The organism is Chromobacterium haemolyticum, from assembly GCF_002081825.1.
Lineage (GTDB): Bacteria > Pseudomonadota > Gammaproteobacteria > Burkholderiales > Chromobacteriaceae > Chromobacterium > Chromobacterium fluminis.
On the sequence record NZ_MUKU01000002.1, the window covers coordinates 186,053 to 204,856 of the forward strand.

Below are 18,804 nucleotides of genomic sequence, written 5' to 3' on the forward strand. Positions count from 1 at the left end.
AGAGATGGAAAAAAAACAAGAGAGCCAAGAGCTTAGGCGCACCTTGCAGGCGCGCCACCTGTCGATGATCGCCATCGGCGGCTCCATTGGCACCGGCCTGTTCCTGGCCTCCGGCGCCACCGTGGCGTCGGCCGGCGCCGGCGGGGCCTTGATCGCCTACGCCCTGATCGGCCTGATGGTTTACTTCCTGATGACCAGTCTGGGCGAAATGGCCGCCTTCATGCCGGAATCCGGCTCTTTCCAGGTATACGGTTCGCGCTTCGTCGATCCGGCCTTCGGCTTCGCCCAAGGGTGGAACTACTGGTACAACTGGGCCATCACCGTGGCGGTGGAGCTGGCCGCGGCCGCCATCATCATGCATTACTGGTATCCGGCGGTGCCCGGCATTGTCTGGAGCGCCGGCTTCCTGTTGATCATCTTCGTGCTCAACTATTTCTCGGTGAAGGGCTTCGGCGAGGCCGAGTTCTGGTGTTCGATGCTCAAGGTGGCCACCATCATCGCCTTCATCGTCATCGGCTTTTTGATGATCTTCGGCATCATGACCGACCCCAACCCGCAGCGCATCGCGCCGGGTTTATCGGTGATGCAGCAGGGGCAGGGGCCGTTTGTGGGCGGCATGGCCGCTTTCGTGGGCGTGGCCATGATCGTGGGCTTTTCCTTCCAGGGCACGGAGTTGATCGGCGTCGCTGCCGGGGAGTCCGCCAATCCGGGCAAGACCATCCCGCGCGCGGTGCGGCAGATCTTCTGGCGCATCTTGATGTTCTACATGCTGTCCATCCTGATCATCGGCCTGATCCTGCCGTACAACGATCCGCTGCTGCTGAAGAACGATATGAAGGACGTGGGCGCCAGCCCGTTCACCCTGGTGTTCAACCGCGCCGGCTTCGCCATGGCCGCCAGCCTGATGAACGCGGTAATCCTGTCCGCCATCCTGTCCGCCGGCAACTCCGGCATGTACGCGTCCACCCGCATGCTGTACACCATGGCGCGCAACAAGATGGCGCCCAAGCGCTTTGCCGAGCTGTCCGCCAACGGCGTGCCGCGCAACGCGCTGTACGCCACCAGCGTGATCGCCGCGCTGTGCTTCCTGACCTCGCTGTTTGAAACCAACGCGGTCTATCTGTGGCTGCTGAACTCCTCTGGCATGACCGGCTTCATCGCCTGGTTGGGCGTGGCCATCAGCCACTACCGCTTCCGCCGCGGCTATGTGAAGCAGGGCCACGATCTGGCTGACCTGCCTTACCAGGCCAAGTGGTTCCCGCTGGGGCCGCTGTTCGCCTTCGCGCTGTGCTTGCTGATCATGCTGGGCCAGAACTACGAGGCCTTCATCGGCGGGCATATCGACTGGAGCGCGGTGATTGCCACTTACCTAGGCATCCCGCTGTTCCTGGTGCTGTGGTTGGGCTACAAGTTCAAGCACAAAACCCGAATGGTGGCGTTGGAAGAGATTGATTTCAGCGAGGCGTTGGTCAAGGCCCGCGCCTTGCGCCAAGAGAATGAGGACGGCAAGCTGGCCGCCGCCACGCGCTGATCCGCTGTGAATTCTGCCAGCCTTAGGGCGGCAGCTAGCAAAACAGCCCGGCATTGCCGGGCTGTTTTGCGTAAGAGACTGATTGCTATGGATTCCGCGCCGACGCGGGGCGCGCGCTCGACACGCCGGAACCGCGGAGGGCCGCCGGAGTCCGAACGAGAGCCCGTTGCAATATTGATGAATTGTGTAATATGGCGGCTGGCGCCGCGCCGGCGGCCGTTCCTGATCTGAATTTGATGGTTTCGGAGTCATTCCACCATGCAGTTGCTGACAATATTCATAACAAAGTTTCTGTTTGTGATGGCGGCCTTGCTGCCCATCATGAATCCTCCGGGGCTGGTGCCCATCTTCATCTCGATGACGGCGCGCAATACGCCGCAGCAGCGCCGTTACCTGGCGCGCCGCATCGCCATGTATTGCGCCTTGCTGCTGTTGGGCAGCATGTTCACCGGCGGCTATGTGCTGTCTTTCTTCGGCGTGTCCTTGCCGGTGGTGCAGTTGTCCGGCGGCCTGCTGATTACTTTCGCCGCCTGGCGCATGCTCAACGACGCGCCGCCGGAGAGCAATCCCACTTCCACTGATCAGCCCATACAGGCGGAAAACCACGATGCGCTGAAGCAACGCGCCTTCTATCCGCTGACCTTTCCGCTGACGGTGGGGCCGGGCTCCATCTCGGTGGCCATCACCATGGGCGCTTCGCTGACCGATACCGGCAAGGGCATCGTCAAATACGCGATCTCGCCGCTGGCCGGCGGCTGCGCGGTGCTGGTGTGCAGCGTGCTGGTCTATCTGTGCTACCGCCACGCCGATAAATTGTTGCGTTATCTGGGCCAGACCGGCTCGGTGGTGTTCCTGCGCCTGTCCGCTTTCATCCTGCTGTGCCTGGGTGTGCAGATCATGTGGGACGGCTTCGGCGCCCTGGTCGCCCTGTTGGTGCAGGATGTGTTGCCGCACAAGTGAGCGGGATGATTGGACATCTTTTGATGTGAGGCAAATGCCGCATCGGCCAAAATAAGCATACTGCGCTTATGACAAATGTCTTAAGAACAGGAGTTTGCCATGGCGACCAGCGCTTTCTTCATTCCCTGCGTCAACCTGATGGGCGCGGGCTGTTTGCAACAAGCCGTTGAAACGATGCGCGGTTACGGCTACCGCAAAGTATTGATGGTGACGGATACCGGCTTGGTGAAAACCGGCCTGGCCGGCCGCGTCACGGAATTGCTGGGCGGCGTCGGCATCGCCACCGTGCTGTTTGACGGCGTGCACCCCAATCCCACCACCGCCAACGTGGGCGCCGGCCTCGCGCTGCTGCGTGAGCACGACTGCGACGCCGTGGTGTCGCTGGGCGGCGGCTCCCCGCACGACTGCGCCAAGGGCATCGCCCTGGTAGCAGCCAACGGCGGCAAGATCCAGGATTACGAGGGTGTGGACAAGTCCGCCAAGCCGCAGTTGCCGCTGGTGGCGATCAACACCACGGCCGGCACCGCCTCTGAAATGACCCGCTTCTGCATCATCACCGACGAGTCCCGTCATATCAAAATGGCCATCGTGGACAAGCACACCACGCCGGTGTTGTCGGTCAACGATCCGGAAACCATGGCCGGCATGCCGGCGTCGCTGACCGCGGCCACCGGCATGGACGCGCTGACCCACGCGGTGGAGGCTTACGTTTCCACCATCGCCACGCCCATCACGGACGCTTGCGCCTTGAAGGCGGTGACGCTGATCGCCGGCCATCTGCGCCGCGCGGTGCGCAACGGTCTGGACATGGAAGCGCGCGAGCAAATGGCTTACGCGCAGTTCCTGGCCGGCATGGCCTTCAACAACGCGTCGCTGGGCTATGTGCACGCGATGGCGCACCAGTTGGGCGGCTTCTACGATCTGCCGCACGGCGTGTGCAACGCGGTGCTGCTGCCGCATGTGCAGGTCTTCAACGCCAAGGCGGCCGGCCAGCGTCTGGCCGACGTCGGCGCGGCGCTGGGCGTGGCCGCCAACGCGGAAGCGGCGATCGCCGCCATACGCCAATTGGCGGCCGACGTAGGCATTCCGGCAGGATTGACGCAGTTGGGGGTCAAGGAAGAGGATATTCCGGAGCTGGCCGCCAACGCCTTGAAGGATGCGTGCGGCCTGACCAATCCGATCCAGGCGAGCCACGATGAAATCTGCGCGATCTTCAAAGCCGCGCTGTAATAGCACGGCCGCGGTGCAAACACCGCGGCCTAAGAACCTGTTCAAAGTCCGCTGCGCTTCGGCGATACGGCGTTGAAAAAAGCTTCGAAATGCTTATGTACCGTGTGTACATTCCGCTTTTTAGCTCGTTTTCGCCTTGTCTCGCTCTAGCTCGCAAGACTTTAGAACAGCTTCTAATGGCGGCCCAGCCGCCTTTTTTTGACTATTAAATATCGTAATACGATATTTCTGACGACGCCGCACCGCCTCCGCCGCCAGATGAAACAAGGAGTGACGCAATGGACGCAAAAATCCGCCTGTTGCCGGTGAGCGAATACCGGCAGGGCCTTGAGAACGCTTTTCTGATTGAGGAAACCTGGCCAAAGGGCCTGCCGCGGCAGGCGCTGGATGCCGCCCACTGGCTGAAAAGCGTGGCGCCGGCGCCCGGCCTGCTTAACTGGCTGCGTCAGGACGAACGCCATTGGCCCACTTTCTGTGAAGTGTATTGGGCCGATTTGGCGGCGAATCCGCAGCGCTGGTGGCCGCTGTGGAAGGCCAGCCGCGGCGGCGGCCTGGTGCTGCTGCACGCCGGCGGCGGCGAGAGGCAGCCGGCGCAGGCCTTGGCGCAGTTCCTGGGCGACAAGCTGGACGAGATAGAACGCATCGAGGCGGGGGAGCTGGCTTCGCCGGTGTGCTACCGCGCTTTGCTGGACGGCTGAGCCGAACGAGGTGACCCGCGTGTCCGACCCCCCGAGTTTTTCCAAGCAGGATTTCGAACGGCTGGCGGACTTCCGCTACCGCTTGCGCCGTTTCCAGCGTTTTAGCGAAGAGGCGGCCCAGCGCCACGGCATCACCATGCTGCAATACCTGCTGTTGTTGCAGATCAAGGGCTTTCCAGGCCGGGACTGGGCGACGGTGGCCGAGCTGGCCGAGCGGCTGCAGTCGCACCACCACAGCGTGGTGGGCTTGATCAGTCGTTGCGAGCAGCAGCAACTGGTGGCGCGCAGCCCGGGGCGGGACGACCGCCGCTGCGTGGAAGTGCGGCTGATGCCCAAGGGAGAGGCGCTGGCGGAACGCCTGGCGCGAGAGCATCGCGAGGAGTTGCAGGCCCTGCGGCGGCTGGGCGACGTGCTGTCCTTGGACCATCTGCTGCAAGCTCAGGATTGACGTCGGCGCGGTAGCTTTTGCCATGGCGCTCTGGCATGATTTTGACATTGCTTTGGCCTGCGGAGACATCCCGTGAACATATTGTTGGTGGAGGACGACCTGGCATTGGGCGAGGCGCTGGGGCAGGCCTTGCGCCAGGCCGGTTTTCGCACCGTCTGGGTGCGGCGGCTGAAAGAAGCGCGCACCTTTCTGGCCGATGAGCCGCAAGACGCGCTGCTGCTGGATCTGGGGCTTCCGGACGGCGAGGGTCTGCACTTGCTGCAGGAATTGCGAGGCAACGGCTCGACGCTGCCGGTGATCATCCTGACCGCGCGCGACGCGCTGGAGAGCCGGCTGACCGGCTTGCACAACGGCGCCGACGACTACCTGGTCAAGCCTTTCGCCATTCCGGAACTGTTGGCCCGGCTGCAGGCGGTGACCCGGCGCAGCAGCGGCTTCGTGTCGGCCAATTGGCAGATCGGCGATTTGTGCATCAACGCCGATACCCGCGAGCTGTCGATGAACGGCGCGGCGGTGGCCTTGTCGCCCTCGGAATTCGCGCTGATGTTCGAACTGGTGCGCAAGGCCGGCAAGGTGGTCAGCCGCGAGCACCTGGTGGAGCATTTGTGCTGCGAGTCCGACAACGCGCTGGAGGTGCATGTCCACAATTTGCGGCGCAAGCTGGGTTCGGATTGGATCCGCACCATACGCGGCGTCGGCTATCTGTTGCCCAAGCCGGCATGATCATTCCCTCGCTGGCGCGGCGTTCGCTTTACCGGCGGCTGTTATGGACCAGCCTGAGCACCATACTGGCTGTATGGCTGGTCCTGTTCGCCTGGTTTTACTGGGAAGTGACCCGGGTGGGCTCCGGTTATCTGGACGGGGATCTGCGCGGGCTGGCGCGCACGCTGGCCACCGTCTACAGCGCCGACATCAAGGAGAGCGAGCGCGCTCGCGTCGTCGATCAACTAATCGGCCAGTTTGGCCACGGCTATAGCGAAAGGCCGCCGGTCAAGGACGAGTTGGCCTATCGCATCGTCGACAAGCGGCAGCGCCTGCTGGCGGTGTCCAAGGCCTGGCCGGAGCTGGAGCAGCCGCCCAGCGGCGGCGCGCCGGCCAACCAGGGCCGTTGGCGCATGCTGACGGCGAGCGGCGACGAGGTGCGGGTGCAGTTGGCCGTCGCGCGCAGCTTTGTGCAGCGGGTGCAGGCCGAAATCCTGATTTTCTTCTTGCTGCCGCTGATCGCCGCGGTGCCCATCATCATGCTGATGCTGCGCGTCGGCTATGGCCGCGCCTTGCAGCCCTTGGCGACGCTGGCCACCACCATTACTTCGCGCGATGTGCAATCAACGGCGCCGCTGGCTTGCGCCGATCCCGAATATCAGGAGCTGCGGCCGGTGTTCAATTCCGTCAACGAGCTGTTGTCGCGGCTGGCGACTTTCCGCGAGGGAGAGCAGCGTTTCTTCGCCGACGCCGCGCACGAACTGCGCACGCCGCTGGCGGCGATTGGCGCGCAAGTGCATTTGCTGGCGCGGGCGGAGTCCGAGCGGGAGAGGGCGGCGCTGGCGGCCTTGCTGGACGCCAGCATAGGCCGCAGCGGCGAACTGGTGGGCAAGCTGCTGACGCTGTCGCGGCTGGACGCGGAGTCGGCGCGGGTGCTGCCGGTGTCCTTCGACTTGGCGGCCTTGGCGCGCGCGGCCTTGGCGCGGCATGTGCCGCGCGCGATGGAGCGCAACATCACCCTGGCTTACGACGGCGCGCAGACGGCGGCCTGCTGCGGCGACGCCAGCGCGATGGATAGCCTATTGGACAATCTGCTGGACAACGCCATCCGTTACTGCCCGGACGGCGCTTGCATCAATGTGGAAGTCAGCGAGGGGTTTTCCAATCTGCGGCTGGCGGTGCTGGACGACGGGCCGGGCATCGAGCCGCAGTGGCGGGATCAGGTGCTGAAGCGTTTCGTGCGCCTGCCCGACAACACCGTCACCGGCAGCGGCCTGGGGCTGGCCATCGTCAAGCGGGTGGTGGAGTTGCACGGCGGCAGCCTGCTGTTGACCGATGGCCTGCACGGCAACGGCCTGGGGGTGGAAATCCGCCTGCCGCGCTGCGACGCGCGGCAGGCTTGAGGCCGCCGCGCTCCCGCATCGCTTCTCAGGGCGCGGTTTTGTCCGCGCCCTCCCAGCCGCCGCCCAGCGCGGCGATCAGATTGGCCGCCGCCAGCAGTTGCTGGCGGCGCGCGCCTTGCACGCCCTGTTCCGCCTGAAGCTGGGCCAGCTGCGCGCGCCATTCCGCCTGGCCGTCGCTCAGGCCCACGCCGCGAGCGTCGCGCTCGGCGCGCAAGCGGCGGCTGGCGTCCGCGTATTGGCGCTGCTTGGCTTCCTGATCCGTGCCGGCGAAGCGGGCTGCTGCTGCGGCGTCTTCCACCTCGTACACCGCGCGGGTGACCGCGCCGCGCCAGGCCGCGTATTGTTCTGCGGCGGCAAAGCGCGCGCGTTGGGCTTCGGCCTTGCGCTTGCCGGCGTCGAACAGCGGAATGTCCAGCTGCGGCAACAGCGACCAGTTCAGCACCTTGCTGCCGCGCAATGCGGACCAGCTGCCGGCGCTGATGCCCAGGCCGCCGTTCAGGGTCAGCGACGGCCAGCGGGCGGCTTCCGCCTCGTCGATGCGCGCGCGCGCGGCGTCGTAGCGGGCCTGGGCCGCGCTGAGGTCCGGCCTGCGTTGCAGCAGCCGGGCCGGCACCTCGCCGCCCGCTTCCGGCAGCCTGAGTTCGCGCAGCGGCCGCGCCGGCGGCAAGCCGCAGGCGTTGGGCATTTTGGCGGCCAGCTGGCACAGGCTGCGCTCCACCCGCTTCAGCGCGTCGCCTTGCTGGGCAAGCAAGCGGGCGGCTTCGCTGGCCTCGCTGTCCGGCTCCAGCAACTGCCGGCCGCTGGCCAGGCCGACGCGGCGTTTGGCGGCGACCCCGGCCAGCAGGCGCTGGCGCAGCCGCGCGGTTTCCCGGAGCAGTTCGATGTCGGCGGCCAGCTCCGCTCGAGTCAGCCACAGTTCCGCGGTCTGCCGCGCCAGGCTCAGGCCCAGCGCGTCTAGGTCGCCGCCGCTGGCCTTGAGATCGGCGCGGCCGGCGCGCGTCGCGGCGCTGACCCGGCCGCGCAAGTCCACCTCATAGCCCAGCGCCAACCGCGTGCTGTAGCGGGTGCTGGGGTTGGCGGTGTCTTCGCCGATTTCGCCCAAATCGAACTTGGACAGCTTGCGCCGCTCCACCGATTGTTCGAAGTCCAGCTTGGGGTAGCGGTCTGCGTTGAGCACGCCCAGTTCGGCGCGCGCGGCGTCCAGCCGCGCCAGGCTGGCGGCGAGGTCGATGTTGCCCTCGCGCACCGTCGCGATCCACCGGCTGAGCCCGGGGTCGCCGAAACCGTCCCAGGCTTGGGCGTCCGGCGCCTGGCCGGGCAGGGCCTGGCCGTAGCGCTCCGGCAGCGCCGGCGCGGGGCGCGAAGGTTCCAGCCCGGCGCAGCCACCAAGCGCCAGGAGCAGCAGCAGAGCGATGGGCCGCATCATGGTTTGCCCGCCTTGTCTTGTCGGGAGATGCGCACCAGCACCCGCTGGCCGATGCGGATTTCCGGCGCGTCCACCAGCGCCAGTACGCATTCGATCACCCGCACATCTTGTTTCTCATTGGGGTCGTCGTTGTCCGGACGGTTGCCGAACACCTGGCCCAGCCGCAGCACCTTGGCCTTGTAGACCTTGGTTTCGTCCGCTTCCAGCGTCACCTCGGCCGCCTGTCCCGCCGTCACCAAGCCCACATAGCGTTCTTCCAGGTCGGCGCGAACGATGCGGGGCCCGTTGGGGGCGAACATGAACAGCGGCGTCACGTTCAGCGTGGAGGTGCCGTCGCCGGGTCGGGCCTGGCGGCGGATGATGCGGCCGGCCAGCGGCGCGCGCACCACGTGTTGGTCCACTTCCAGTTTGCTGGCGGCTACTTGCGCGTCGGCGGTGGCCACCGCCGCTTGCTGACGGGCCAGCTCGGAGGCGCTGAGCTTGACCTGATCGCGGGCGTTGTCTTTTTCCTGCTTGGACACCACCTCGTCGCCGTTTAGCGCGGACACCCGTTGCAGCTCGCGCTGGGCGATGGCGTGCTTGACCTGCAGCAGGGTCAGCGCCTGCCGCGCCTCGTCGCGCTCCTGCTCGCGCACCTTCATCGCCAGATTGGCCTCGCGGTCGTCGATGCGGGCCAGCACCGCGCCGGGTTTGACCTCGGCGCCTTCTTCCACCGACACCTCGCGAATGATGCCGGCGCGCGGCGCGGCGATATTGATCACTCCGCCTTCTATGCTGACGCGGCCCTTGGCGATGGCGGCCCAAGGGGATTGCTGGACCGGCGCGGGAGGCGGCGGTTCGGAGCAGCCGGCCAGCAGCAGGCTCAAAGCCAGCAGCGGGCCCAGGCGCAGCGGGGTCTTGGGAATAGGGCTGCTCATGCTACCTCCATCGGCGTGTTATGGACGCGTAGATCCTTGACCACCTGGCCGTCTTCCAGGGTGATGACGCGGTCGGCGTGCTTGATCAGGCGGTTGTCGTGGGACACGCCCAGCACCGTGGTGCCTTGTTCCTGAGCGATCTGGTGCAAGAGGTCGATCACCACTTGGCCGTTATGGCTGTCCAGCGCGCTGGTGGGTTCGTCGGCGAACATCAGCTTGGGCCGCTTGACCAGCGCGCGGGCGATGGCGACCCGTTGTTTTTCGCCGCCGGACAGTTCCATCGGCCGCAGCTTGGCGCGCGGACCCAGGCCCACCAGATCCAAGACTTCCTGCGCGCGTTTTTCGGCTTCGGCCTTGGCTATCTTGGGGCCGTAGTTCAGCGGCAGCAGCACGTTTTCCAGCGCGGTCAGCGAGGCGAACAGGTTGAAGCCCTGGAACACGAAGCCGCAATGCTCCAGGCGGAAGCGGCTCAATTCTTCGATGGACCGCCGGGTCAGCTCCAGCCCCAGCGCGGTGACGCGGCCGGAGCTGGGCGGCAGCAGGCCGGAGAGCACGGACAGCAAGGTGCTTTTTCCGGAGCCGGACGGGCCGATGATCAGGGTCAGTTCGCCGGGCAGGATGGACAGCGAGATATTGGTGAGCACGGTTTGCTCGGTCTTGCCGTTGCTGAACGAGCGGTTCAGGTTTTCGCCGACGATGGCGGGAGAGGCGGACATGAGAGTCTCCTTATCGCAATAGGGTGGAGGGTTCGGCCTGATTCAGCGCGCGCAGCGCGGACAGGCCGGACAGCAGGGCGATGCTTAGCACCAGGGTGCCGGTGGCCATGCAGCCCCACAGCGGCACCTCCAGCGCGATGTGGGCGTGACGGGCGGCGGCCACCAGCAGCGCGCCGACCACGGCGGTGATCACCAGGCCGGCCAGGCCGACCCAGAACGATTGCTCCAGGATCACGGCGCGCAAGGAGGAGGAGGACACGCCCAAGGCTCGCAAAGTGGCGTATTCGCGCAGCGCGGCGACGATGGCGGCCATCAGCGTTTGGCTGGTGATGACGATGCCGACCAGCAGGCCCAGCGCGGAGGAAAACAGGAAGCCGGAGCCGGCGCCGGATTCGAACAGCCAGTAGGTTTGCGACTGAGCGGAGAACTCCTCCGCGGTCCAAACCTGGAACGGCTTGAAGGTGCCCGCAGGCTGCAGTTGGTCGCGCACCAGCTCGGCGCGGTTGGGGTCGCGCAGCCGCGCCAGGAAGTAGTCGGTAGCGTCGTTGCGCAGATTGGGGTCGATGCGGCGGGCGGTGTTCAGCGAGGTCAGGATGTTGGCCCCACCCATCGCGCGCATGCCGTTGACGGTGCCGCCGATGCGCACCCGCTTGCCGCTGAGCTCGGCGTAGTCGCCTATCTTGACGCCCAGTTTTTCCAGATCGCTTTCATCCACCAGCACGGTGCTGGGCACCGTCAGCTCCTGGCGCAAGGCTGGAGTCAGCAAGGTGGCGAAAGTCATTGCCTGCGGCCGCGGATCAATGCCGATCAACACCGCGCTGAGTTTGCCGCCGCCGGGACGCTGCCAGTCCGCCATGGTCCAGGTAAAGCGCTCCACCGCGGTGACTTCCGGGTGCGCCCACAGGTTGTTCTCGGTTTTGCCGGGAATGGGCCGAGCCAGGTCCACGCTTTGGGTGGCCGGGTAGCCCACCCAGAGGTCGGCGCTAGAGCGGTCTATGTAAACGCCTACCGAGCTGAACATGCCCAAGAGCAGGCTGAGTTGCACCTGGACCAGCAGGCCGGCGAACGCCACCGCCAGCACCGCCGGCAAAAAGCGGCGCCACTCGTAAATCAGCGAGGCGCGAGCGAGGGAGACCATGGTCAGGTCTCCAGGCTGGAGCCGGGCAGGCTGGGCGGATGAGTAGGCTGGGGCATGACTGTCTCCGGGATGAAATGGAGGCAGTATGCCCGCTCCTGCTTAGGGTTTTCTGAGCGTTGCCAACGGTAAATAAGAGAAGGGCCGCGAATAGGATTCCGGCCGATTAATACCACTGGTATTGGTTCGGACGTTGAATTTAAATGTCTGACCTATAAGGTCCTGTTCTTATTGCTTGCTCAGACTCCCTTCAGTTTTCCTTTTTATGACCGGGAATTATATTTTTCAGTAATGGATTTGCTAGAAAATAATGACTTCGGCATTGGTGTATCAATAAAGATACATGATTAAAATCAATTGCTTATTGTGTTCTGTCTATTTTTTCTCCAGATCTGTGGAGGTAAATCAGTCAACTGCAAGAAAGCCCTAAGGAAACGCTAAGATTTCAACGTCATAATTTTCCAAAACCGGATTTGACAGTTTGAGTTGTAAAGATTTCGTCAAGTTTTGATCGCGGTTTTTAATGTGGTTTGAGTAATGGGCAGCAGGCGCGTGCGACGGTTGGTCGGACGCGAATTCGATCCAGGCTTTGCGTGCGGGACCGGATTTAAAGAAAGGCAGTCGACCCTGGCCGTGCGGCCGGCGATTGCGATTCCCGGTTGGTGCGCGGCGGCAAGCGAATGATGCGAAACAGCAGGTTCACCGCGGGAGGAGCAATGAGCAAGACCTTATCGAGCAGGATTGGACCGGGGACGTTGGATATCGCGATTGTGGGCATGGCCAGCCACTTTCCCGATGCGGCCACCTTATACGATTTCTGGACCAATATCGTCGACAAGAAGGATTCCCTGACCGACATCGACCAGAAGAACGGCGATGAATACTGGCGCAAGGAAGACTATTACAGTGCGGACCCGAGCGCCGCGGACAAGACTTACGGCCACCGCGCCGGCTTCGTGCCGGCCATCGATTTCGATCCGGTGGAATTCAAATTGCCGCCGCTGATGCTGGAGTCCATCAGCACCGCGCAGATCTTCGCGCTGCACGTGGCCAAGCAGGCGATGCTGGACGCCAGACTGGTGGGCGAGGACGCGCTGCCGGTGGACAAAGACCGCGTGGGGGTGATCCTGGGCGGCGCCGGCAACGGCAACACCTCGTTCTCGCTGGCTTTCCGTCAGCAGGAGCCGTATCTGCGCAAGGTGCTGAACCACGCCGGCTTGCCTGGCGCGGTGGCCGACGAGGTCATTGATCGCGTTAATCACCTTTATCTGGAATGGAACGAGGACAGCTTCCCCGGCTTCCTCGGCAATGTCGCCTGCGGCCGCATCGCCAGCTATTTCGACCTGGGCGGCACCTCTTATATGGTGGACGCCGCCTGCGCCAGCAGCTTGGCCGCGATCAAGGCGGCGGTGGGCGAACTGGTGGACGGCAGCTGCGACGTGGTGTTGACCGGCGGCGTTAATCTGGAAAACTCCATCTTCTCCTTCCTGTGCTTCAGCAAGACTCCGGCCCTGTCCAAGAGCAACCTGTCGCGCCCCTTCGACGAATCCTCCGACGGCATGATGCTGGGCGACGGCGTCGGTTTCCTGGTGCTCAAGCGCCTGGAAGACGCCGAGCGCGACGGCGACCGCGTCTACGCGGTGATCAAATCCTTGCAGGCCTCCAGCGATGGCCGCGCCAAGAGCATTTTCGCGCCGCGTCACGAAGGCCAGGTCAAGGCGATGCAACGCGCTTACGCGCGCGCCGGCATTTCTCCGGCCGAGATCCAGCTGGTGGAGGCGCACGGCACCGGCACCCAGTCCGGCGACGAGACCGAGATCAAGAGCCTGCGCGCGGTGTTCGAAGCCGGCGGCGCCCAGCCCGGCTCGGTGGCCATCGGCAGCGTCAAATCGCAGATCGGCCACACGCGTTGCGCCGCCGGCGCGGCGGCGATGATGAAGGCGGCGCTCAGTCTGTACCACAAGGTGCTGCCGCCCACCATCAACGTCAACCAACCCAGCCGCGAACTGGCGGACAGCGCCAGCCCCTTCTACGTCAACATCGACAGCCGGCCGTGGTTGAGTCCGGTGGACGGCGCGCCGCGCCGCGCGGCCCTGAGCGCCTACGGCTTCGGCGGCACCAATTACCACGCCATCATGGAGGAGCACCAGGCGCGGCCGCAGGGAGATTTCCGCCTGAATCTGCGCCCGGAAGTGGTGCTGTTGCACGCGGACGGCCCGGAACAGTTGCTGGCGGTGGCCGAGCACAAGCTGGAGTCCTTCCGCGCCGCAGACGCCGGCTACCAGTTCCGTCTGCATCAAGGCGCGGCGGCGCGCGCGCCGGCCGATTCCGCGCGCTTGGCCTTTGTCGCTAGCTCGGCCGAACAGGCGGCCGGCCTGCTGGACGAGGCGATCAAGCTGCTGCGGGCGCGTCCGGATCAGGACTGGGAGCATCCGCTGGGCATTTATTACAAGCGCGAGGCGGCCCCGTTGGCCGGCCGCGTGGTGGCCTTGTTCCCCGGCCAGGGCGCGCAGTACGTGAACATGGGCCGCGACATCGCCAACGATTACCCGACGATGCGCGAAACCCTGGAAGGCCTGGACGCCGCGGCGCACGCCGACGGGCTGCCGTTGCCGTCCGCGTCCATCTTTCCGCCGCCGGCCTTCGACGCGGAAACGGCGGACCGCCAGATGGCGGAGCTGACCCAGACCCGCACCGCGCAGCCGGCGATAGGCGCGATTAGCGCCGGCTACTACAAGCTCTTGCGTGGCCTGGGCTTGCGGGCGGACTTCCTGGCCGGCCACAGCTACGGCGAAGTGACCGCCTTGTGGGCCGCCGGCGTCTTGAGCGACGAGGACTTCTACCGGACGTCGCTGGCGCGTGGCGCGGCGGTGGCCAGACCGGTGCCGGGCGGCGAGCCGGGCGCGATGCTGGCGGCTTCGCTGCCGGAGAGCGAGGCCAGCGCGGTGCTGGAGCGCTTCCCGGAGCTGGTGGTGGCCAATTACAACTCGCAGCAGCAACTGGTGTTCGGCGGCGCCGGCGACATCATCCGCCAGGCCCATGAGTTTCTGAACGAGCGCAAGGTGCGCAGCCAAGTGCTGGCGGTGTCCGCGGCCTTCCACACCGACTTCGTCCGCCACGCATGCGCGCCGTTCGAGGCCAGCCTGGCCGGCATTCCGTTCCAGGCGCCGCAGGCCGCGGTGTACTCCACCGCCAGCGGCGAACGTCACGCCGACGACCCGGCCAAGATCAAGCAGTCCTTGATCGGCCAACTGGTCAGCCCGGTGCGCTTCCAGCAAACCATAGAACGCATTCATCAGCAGGGCGGCTACTTGTTTGTCGAGATCGGCCCCAAGGGCATTCTGGGCAAGCTGGTGGCGGACATCCTCAAGGACAAGCCGCACGCGGTGGTGTCGCTGAACCCCAGCGCCAACGGCGAGGAAGCCCTGCAATTCAAGCGCGCGCTGGCGCGGCTGGCGGTGGAGGGCGTGGAGCTGAGCTCCACCGATCCGCAGGCGGCCTTGCCCTTGGTCGCGGCGCCGAAGAAAAAGTCGCTGACTTACACGATGAGCGGCGGTTTCTTCTACTCGGAGAAAGCCAAGCAGCGCCGCGCGCACGCCATGCGCAAGGATACGCGGGTCATCGACGCCTTCATCGACGAGCGGCTTGCCGCCAGCTCGCCACCGCGGGCGCCGGAGACGGAGACGGAGCGGGATAGTACGGTAGGGGGGCTCGAAAAACCGTCGCGAGCGGTTCGAGAGCAAGACGCACCGCGCGCAGCGACCGAGATAGTACAAGGAGTACAGCGAGGGAGCGAGCACGGAGCAACGCAGCTATCGGACCGCGCAGCAGGTTTTTCGAGGTCCCCGGTAGTGGTGGAAACTTTGGTCGACAACAGGGACGACATGATGTGGCTGGAGCCCATCCATGTCATAAGCGGAGAGGGAATCATGCAACGCAGTAGCTCGGACAACGAAGTATTGAGCGTATTGGACGCGCAGATCCAGGCGCAGAACATGCTCAGCCAGGTGCATCAGCAGTTCCAGCTGAATCAGAAGGACTACATTCAGCTGCTGGATTCGCTGATGAACAAGCAATACACCTTGCTGGAGAAATTCCAGGGCAGCCAGCAGCTGACGGAAGTGGTGGCCAGCCTGGGCCAGAGCCTGCAGCTGCTGGACAAGAACCAGGAGCTCTACCACGTCAACCACGAACATTATTTCGACAACCAGCAAGCCTTGCTGGGCGCCGACGTCGCCGCTCGCGGCGGCCAGGTGACGGCTCGCCTGCAACAGCGCGCGCCGCTGGAAGTGAGCTTGCCGACGCCGCGCGCCGCAGTGGAATTGCCGGCGGCCGCGCCCCTTGTTCAGCCGGCTGTTGCCCCCGCCGCGCCGGTTGCCGCGGCGACCGAGGTTCAGGCGCCCAAGCCGAAGCTGCAGGACATCCCGCAAGCCGTCGCTCCGGCCGCCGCGCCGGCCCCTGTCGCCGCGCCCGCTCCTGTAGCCGCCGCGCCCGCCGCCGCCGCGATCAGCGCAGAGGACCAGGTCCTGATCCAGCGCTTCGAAGCCTTGACCGAGGCCGACCTGATCAAGCAACTGATCGCCATCGTCAGCGACCGTACCGGCTACCCGGCCGACATGATCAATGAAGACATGGATCTAGAAGCCGACCTGGGCATCGATTCGATTAAGCGCCTGGAAATCTTCGGCGCCATGTTCGATCAGCTGTCCGCCGAAGTGCCGCACTTCCAGGACATGGAAAAACAGAAGGACATGGAAACCTTCGACATCGACGCCTTCAGCAACATCCGCAAGATGGGCGGCTTCTTCAAGCAAACCATCTCCGAACTGCTGACCGAGCTGAAGCAGGGCGGCGCCGCCGCGCCGGCCGCGGAAGCTGCTCCGGCGCCGGTGGAGGCCCCGGCCCCGGTCTCCAGCGAGCCCGCCTTGCACGAAACCCCGGCGGCGGAGGCCAAGCCCTTGCGTCAGCTGGGCGTGGTGTCGTCCACCAAGAAACTGGTGGCCGACGTTGCTGTGGAGGACTCCGCAGCAAAAAAATCCCTAGCTGAGCCCCGGGAGACGGCATCTGCCCTCGCTCAGCAATCCCCTGTAAGTGATGCCCATACGGTAACTGCGTCCATCCATCGTTTTCAGACGCGGAAACAGGCTTTGCCCAAGCCGGACCTGCTGGAGCTGGCCGCCGGCCGGCTCTGGCTGCTGACAGACGACGGCAAGGGTTTAAGCGAAGAAGTGGCCAAACAGCTGCTGGCCCACGGCCAACAGGTGGCGCGGCTGGTGTTCAAGTGGCAGCAGGCCAAGGGCCAGCGCAAGGCGATCAAGCACGTGAACGACTACGTGCTGGAACGCGCCGACGAGCTGGCGTTGGAGGACGTGCTGTCGCGGATCGCGGTGGCCGAAGGACAGGTGGGTGGCTTCATCCATCTGCAGGCGCCGGCCGGCAACGTCAAATCGCTGGCCAACGCTTTCGCCGCGGCCGAGTACGACACCGCGCAAGCGCTGTTCCTGCTGGCCAAGCTGCTGCAGCCGGCGCTGGCGCAGCCCGGGCCGGGACGCGCGTGCTTCTTCGTGGCCAGCCAGCTGGACGGCGAGCTGGGCACCGCCCGGCGCGCCGCCTTCCCGGTGGCCGCGGCCGGGGTCAGCGGCCTGAGCAAGGCCTTGAACATCGAGTGGGAAGACGTGTTCTGCCGCACGGTGGACTTCGATCCCAAATGCGGCAAGAGCGCTATCGCCGCGATGTTGCTGGAAGAGTTGCGCGACGTGCAGTCCGACGTGGCCGAAGTGGGCCGCGGCGTCAAGGGCGAGCGGATGACGCTGGGCTTCGAGGCGGCGCCGACCGATCATCAGGTCGTGGCCAATATCGACGCCAAGACCGTGTTTCTGGTCACCGGCGGCGCGCGCGGCATCACCGCCGAGTGCGTGATCGCGCTGGCCAAGCGTTATCCGGCCCGCTTCGCGTTGCTGGGCCGCACCCGCATCGACGCGCCGCTGCCGGAGTGGGCTGAGGGTGGGGGCGAAGTGGCCGAGCTCAAGGCGCGCGCCATCCGCCACCTGCAGCAGCAGGGCGAGACGGTGACGCCGGTCAAGGTGGACGCCTTGCTCAAGGACGTGCTGCAGCTGGCCGAGGTGCGCGCCACCATCGCCGCCATCGAGCAGGCCGGCGGCCAGGCCATCTATCTGGCTTGCGACATCGGCGACGCCAAGGATGTGGCGCGGGCGGCGGCGGAGGCGCAGCGGCAGCTGGGCCCCATCCGCGGCATCATCCACGGCGCCGGCAACCTGGCGGACAAGCGTATCGAGAAAAAGACTCCGGCGGATTTTCGTTCGGTGTTCCACACCAAGGTGAAAGGGCTGGAGAACCTGCTGGCGGTGGTCAAGCCGGACGGCTTGCGCCACCTGGTGCTGTTCTCCTCGGTGTCGGGCTTCTTCGGCAACGCCGGCCAGACCGATTACGCGATGGCCAACGACGCGCTGAACAAGTTCGCCTACCTGTACCAGACCCTGTACCCGAAACAGCAGGTGCGCAGCATCAACTGGGGTCCGTGGGACAGCGGCATGGTCAACGATGTGCTGAAGAAGGCCTACGCCGACCGCGGCCTGGCCATCATCCCCACCTCCGTCGGCGCGCAGTTCTTCGTCGACGAGTTCGCCGCCGGCCTGGTGCCGCAGGTGATCGTGGGCGGCGGCAGCTACAAGGTGGGGCGCAAGCAGAAGACCCTGCCGGCGCTGACCCGGGTGGAGCGCGAGCTGGACCCGGCCGTCAACGGCTTCCTGGCCGATCACGTGGTGGGCGGGCAGCAGGTGCTGCCGGCCACCGCCGCGGCCGGCTGGATGGTGCAGCTGTGCGAAGACCTGCTGCCGGGCTACCGGCTGGAGACGCTGACGGACTTCCGCGTGCTCAAGGGCGTGGTGTTCGACGCCGGCGAGCAGCGGCGCTTCATCGCCGAATTGCGGCCGGTGGCCGAAGCCGGCGGCAACGGCGACCGCCACACGCTGGAAGTGAGCATCTTCAACCAGGCGGACGGCGCCGCGCTGAACCGCTACCAGGCACGGGTGACCATGACCCGGCTGGCGGCGGAGCAGCCGGCGGACGGGCCGAAGGCACCGACCGGCGCGCCGCTGGAGCATCCGCCGCTGTACGGCGACATGCGCGACGGCGCCTGGCTTTTCCACGGCCCGGCCTTCCGCGGCGTGCAGACCTTGTTCCGTCTCGACGGCCAGGGCCTGCAAGCGGGCGGTCGGCTGGCCGCCGCGGCCGGACAGGGGCAGTTCCCGGTGAATTCCTTCAACCCCTACCTGGCGGACGTGGCGTTGCAAACGCCGCTGGTCTGGCTGATGTCGCAGTCGGACAAGGCCGGGCTGCCGCTGCAGATCGCCGAGTGGCGGCAGTACGCGCCGCTGGCTTTCGACCAGGCCTTCTATCTGAGCATGGCGGTCACGGCGCAAACCGCGACCACTCTGCTGGCCGACGTCACCGTCCACGGCGCCGACGGCAAGGTGTACAGCAAGCTTTCCGGCTTGCAGTTCACCGTGTCGAAGAAGCTGCGGCAGTTGATGTGCGACCCGGAGGCCAGCGTGGCGGTGTGACGCGAGCAAGGCCGCGCCCGAGGGCGCGGCCGGTCCGGAGCGCGGCGACGCGCGC

The 18,804-nt window shown here is 65.6% G+C and carries 12 protein-coding genes; 8 read left to right on the top strand and 4 right to left on the bottom strand.

The annotated features are described in order from the left end of the window. The first annotated feature begins 4 nt into the window (after nucleotides 1–4). From B0T39_RS02100 to B0T39_RS26365, 7 genes are all read left to right on the top strand, one after another. Complete coding sequence (locus B0T39_RS02100; RefSeq protein ID WP_081544587.1) at nucleotides 5–1,531, top strand: amino acid permease; 1,527 nt, start codon at nucleotides 5–7, stop codon at nucleotides 1,529–1,531. Nucleotides 1,532–1,789: 258 nt separating this feature from the next. After that, on the top strand, nucleotides 1,790–2,491 hold the full coding sequence (locus tag B0T39_RS02105) for a MarC family protein (protein WP_019103223.1): 702 nt from the start codon (nucleotides 1,790–1,792) through the stop codon (nucleotides 2,489–2,491). A 99-nt stretch (nucleotides 2,492–2,590) separates the two neighbouring features. Continuing rightward, nucleotides 2,591–3,721, top strand: a complete 1,131-nt coding sequence (gene yiaY / locus B0T39_RS02110) for an L-threonine dehydrogenase (RefSeq protein WP_081544588.1) — start codon at nucleotides 2,591–2,593, stop codon at nucleotides 3,719–3,721. Nucleotides 3,722–3,999: 278 nt separating this feature from the next. Beyond that, nucleotides 4,000–4,419: a DUF488 domain-containing protein gene (locus B0T39_RS02115; protein WP_052052093.1), complete on the top strand. Its 420-nt coding sequence runs from the start codon at nucleotides 4,000–4,002 to the stop codon at nucleotides 4,417–4,419. Nucleotides 4,420–4,438: 19 nt separating this feature from the next. After that, nucleotides 4,439–4,867 (top strand): MarR family transcriptional regulator, encoded by a 429-nt coding sequence (locus B0T39_RS02120; protein WP_081544637.1) that lies wholly within the window; start codon nucleotides 4,439–4,441, stop codon nucleotides 4,865–4,867. A gap of 72 nt (nucleotides 4,868–4,939) precedes the next feature. Then, nucleotides 4,940–5,590 (top strand): response regulator, encoded by a 651-nt coding sequence (locus B0T39_RS02125; RefSeq protein ID WP_019103219.1) that lies wholly within the window; start codon nucleotides 4,940–4,942, stop codon nucleotides 5,588–5,590. Continuing rightward, nucleotides 5,587–6,972: an ATP-binding protein gene (locus tag B0T39_RS26365; protein ID WP_081544589.1), complete on the top strand. Its 1,386-nt coding sequence runs from the start codon at nucleotides 5,587–5,589 to the stop codon at nucleotides 6,970–6,972. The genes B0T39_RS02125 and B0T39_RS26365 overlap by 4 nt, the downstream gene beginning before the upstream one ends. A 25-nt stretch (nucleotides 6,973–6,997) precedes the next feature. On the opposite strand, the gene B0T39_RS02135 is transcribed toward B0T39_RS26365, so the two are convergent. The 4 genes from B0T39_RS02135 to B0T39_RS02150 are packed head-to-tail and all read right to left on the bottom strand — an operon-like array spanning nucleotide 6,998 to nucleotide 11,169. After that, nucleotides 6,998–8,398 (bottom strand): efflux transporter outer membrane subunit, encoded by a 1,401-nt coding sequence (locus tag B0T39_RS02135; RefSeq protein ID WP_176219461.1) that lies wholly within the window; start codon nucleotides 8,396–8,398, stop codon nucleotides 6,998–7,000. Continuing rightward, the gene (locus B0T39_RS02140; protein WP_081544591.1) at nucleotides 8,395–9,315 is read right to left on the bottom strand and encodes an HlyD family secretion protein; all 921 of its coding nucleotides are present in this window, start codon (nucleotides 9,313–9,315) and stop codon (nucleotides 8,395–8,397) included. The genes B0T39_RS02135 and B0T39_RS02140 overlap by 4 nt, the downstream gene beginning before the upstream one ends. Continuing rightward, entirely contained in the window at nucleotides 9,312–10,031 is a 720-nt protein-coding gene (locus B0T39_RS02145; RefSeq protein WP_081544592.1) for an ABC transporter ATP-binding protein, read from the bottom strand. The genes B0T39_RS02140 and B0T39_RS02145 overlap by 4 nt, the downstream gene beginning before the upstream one ends. Before the next feature lie 10 nt (nucleotides 10,032–10,041). Then, on the bottom strand, nucleotides 10,042–11,169 hold the full coding sequence (locus B0T39_RS02150) for an ABC transporter permease (protein WP_081544593.1): 1,128 nt from the start codon (nucleotides 11,167–11,169) through the stop codon (nucleotides 10,042–10,044). A 752-nt stretch (nucleotides 11,170–11,921) separates the two neighbouring features. On the opposite strand from B0T39_RS02150, the gene B0T39_RS02155 reads away from it, so the two are divergent. Further along, complete coding sequence (locus B0T39_RS02155; protein ID WP_217806184.1) at nucleotides 11,922–18,749, top strand: type I polyketide synthase; 6,828 nt, start codon at nucleotides 11,922–11,924, stop codon at nucleotides 18,747–18,749. Nucleotides 18,750–18,804 lie beyond the last annotated feature (55 nt).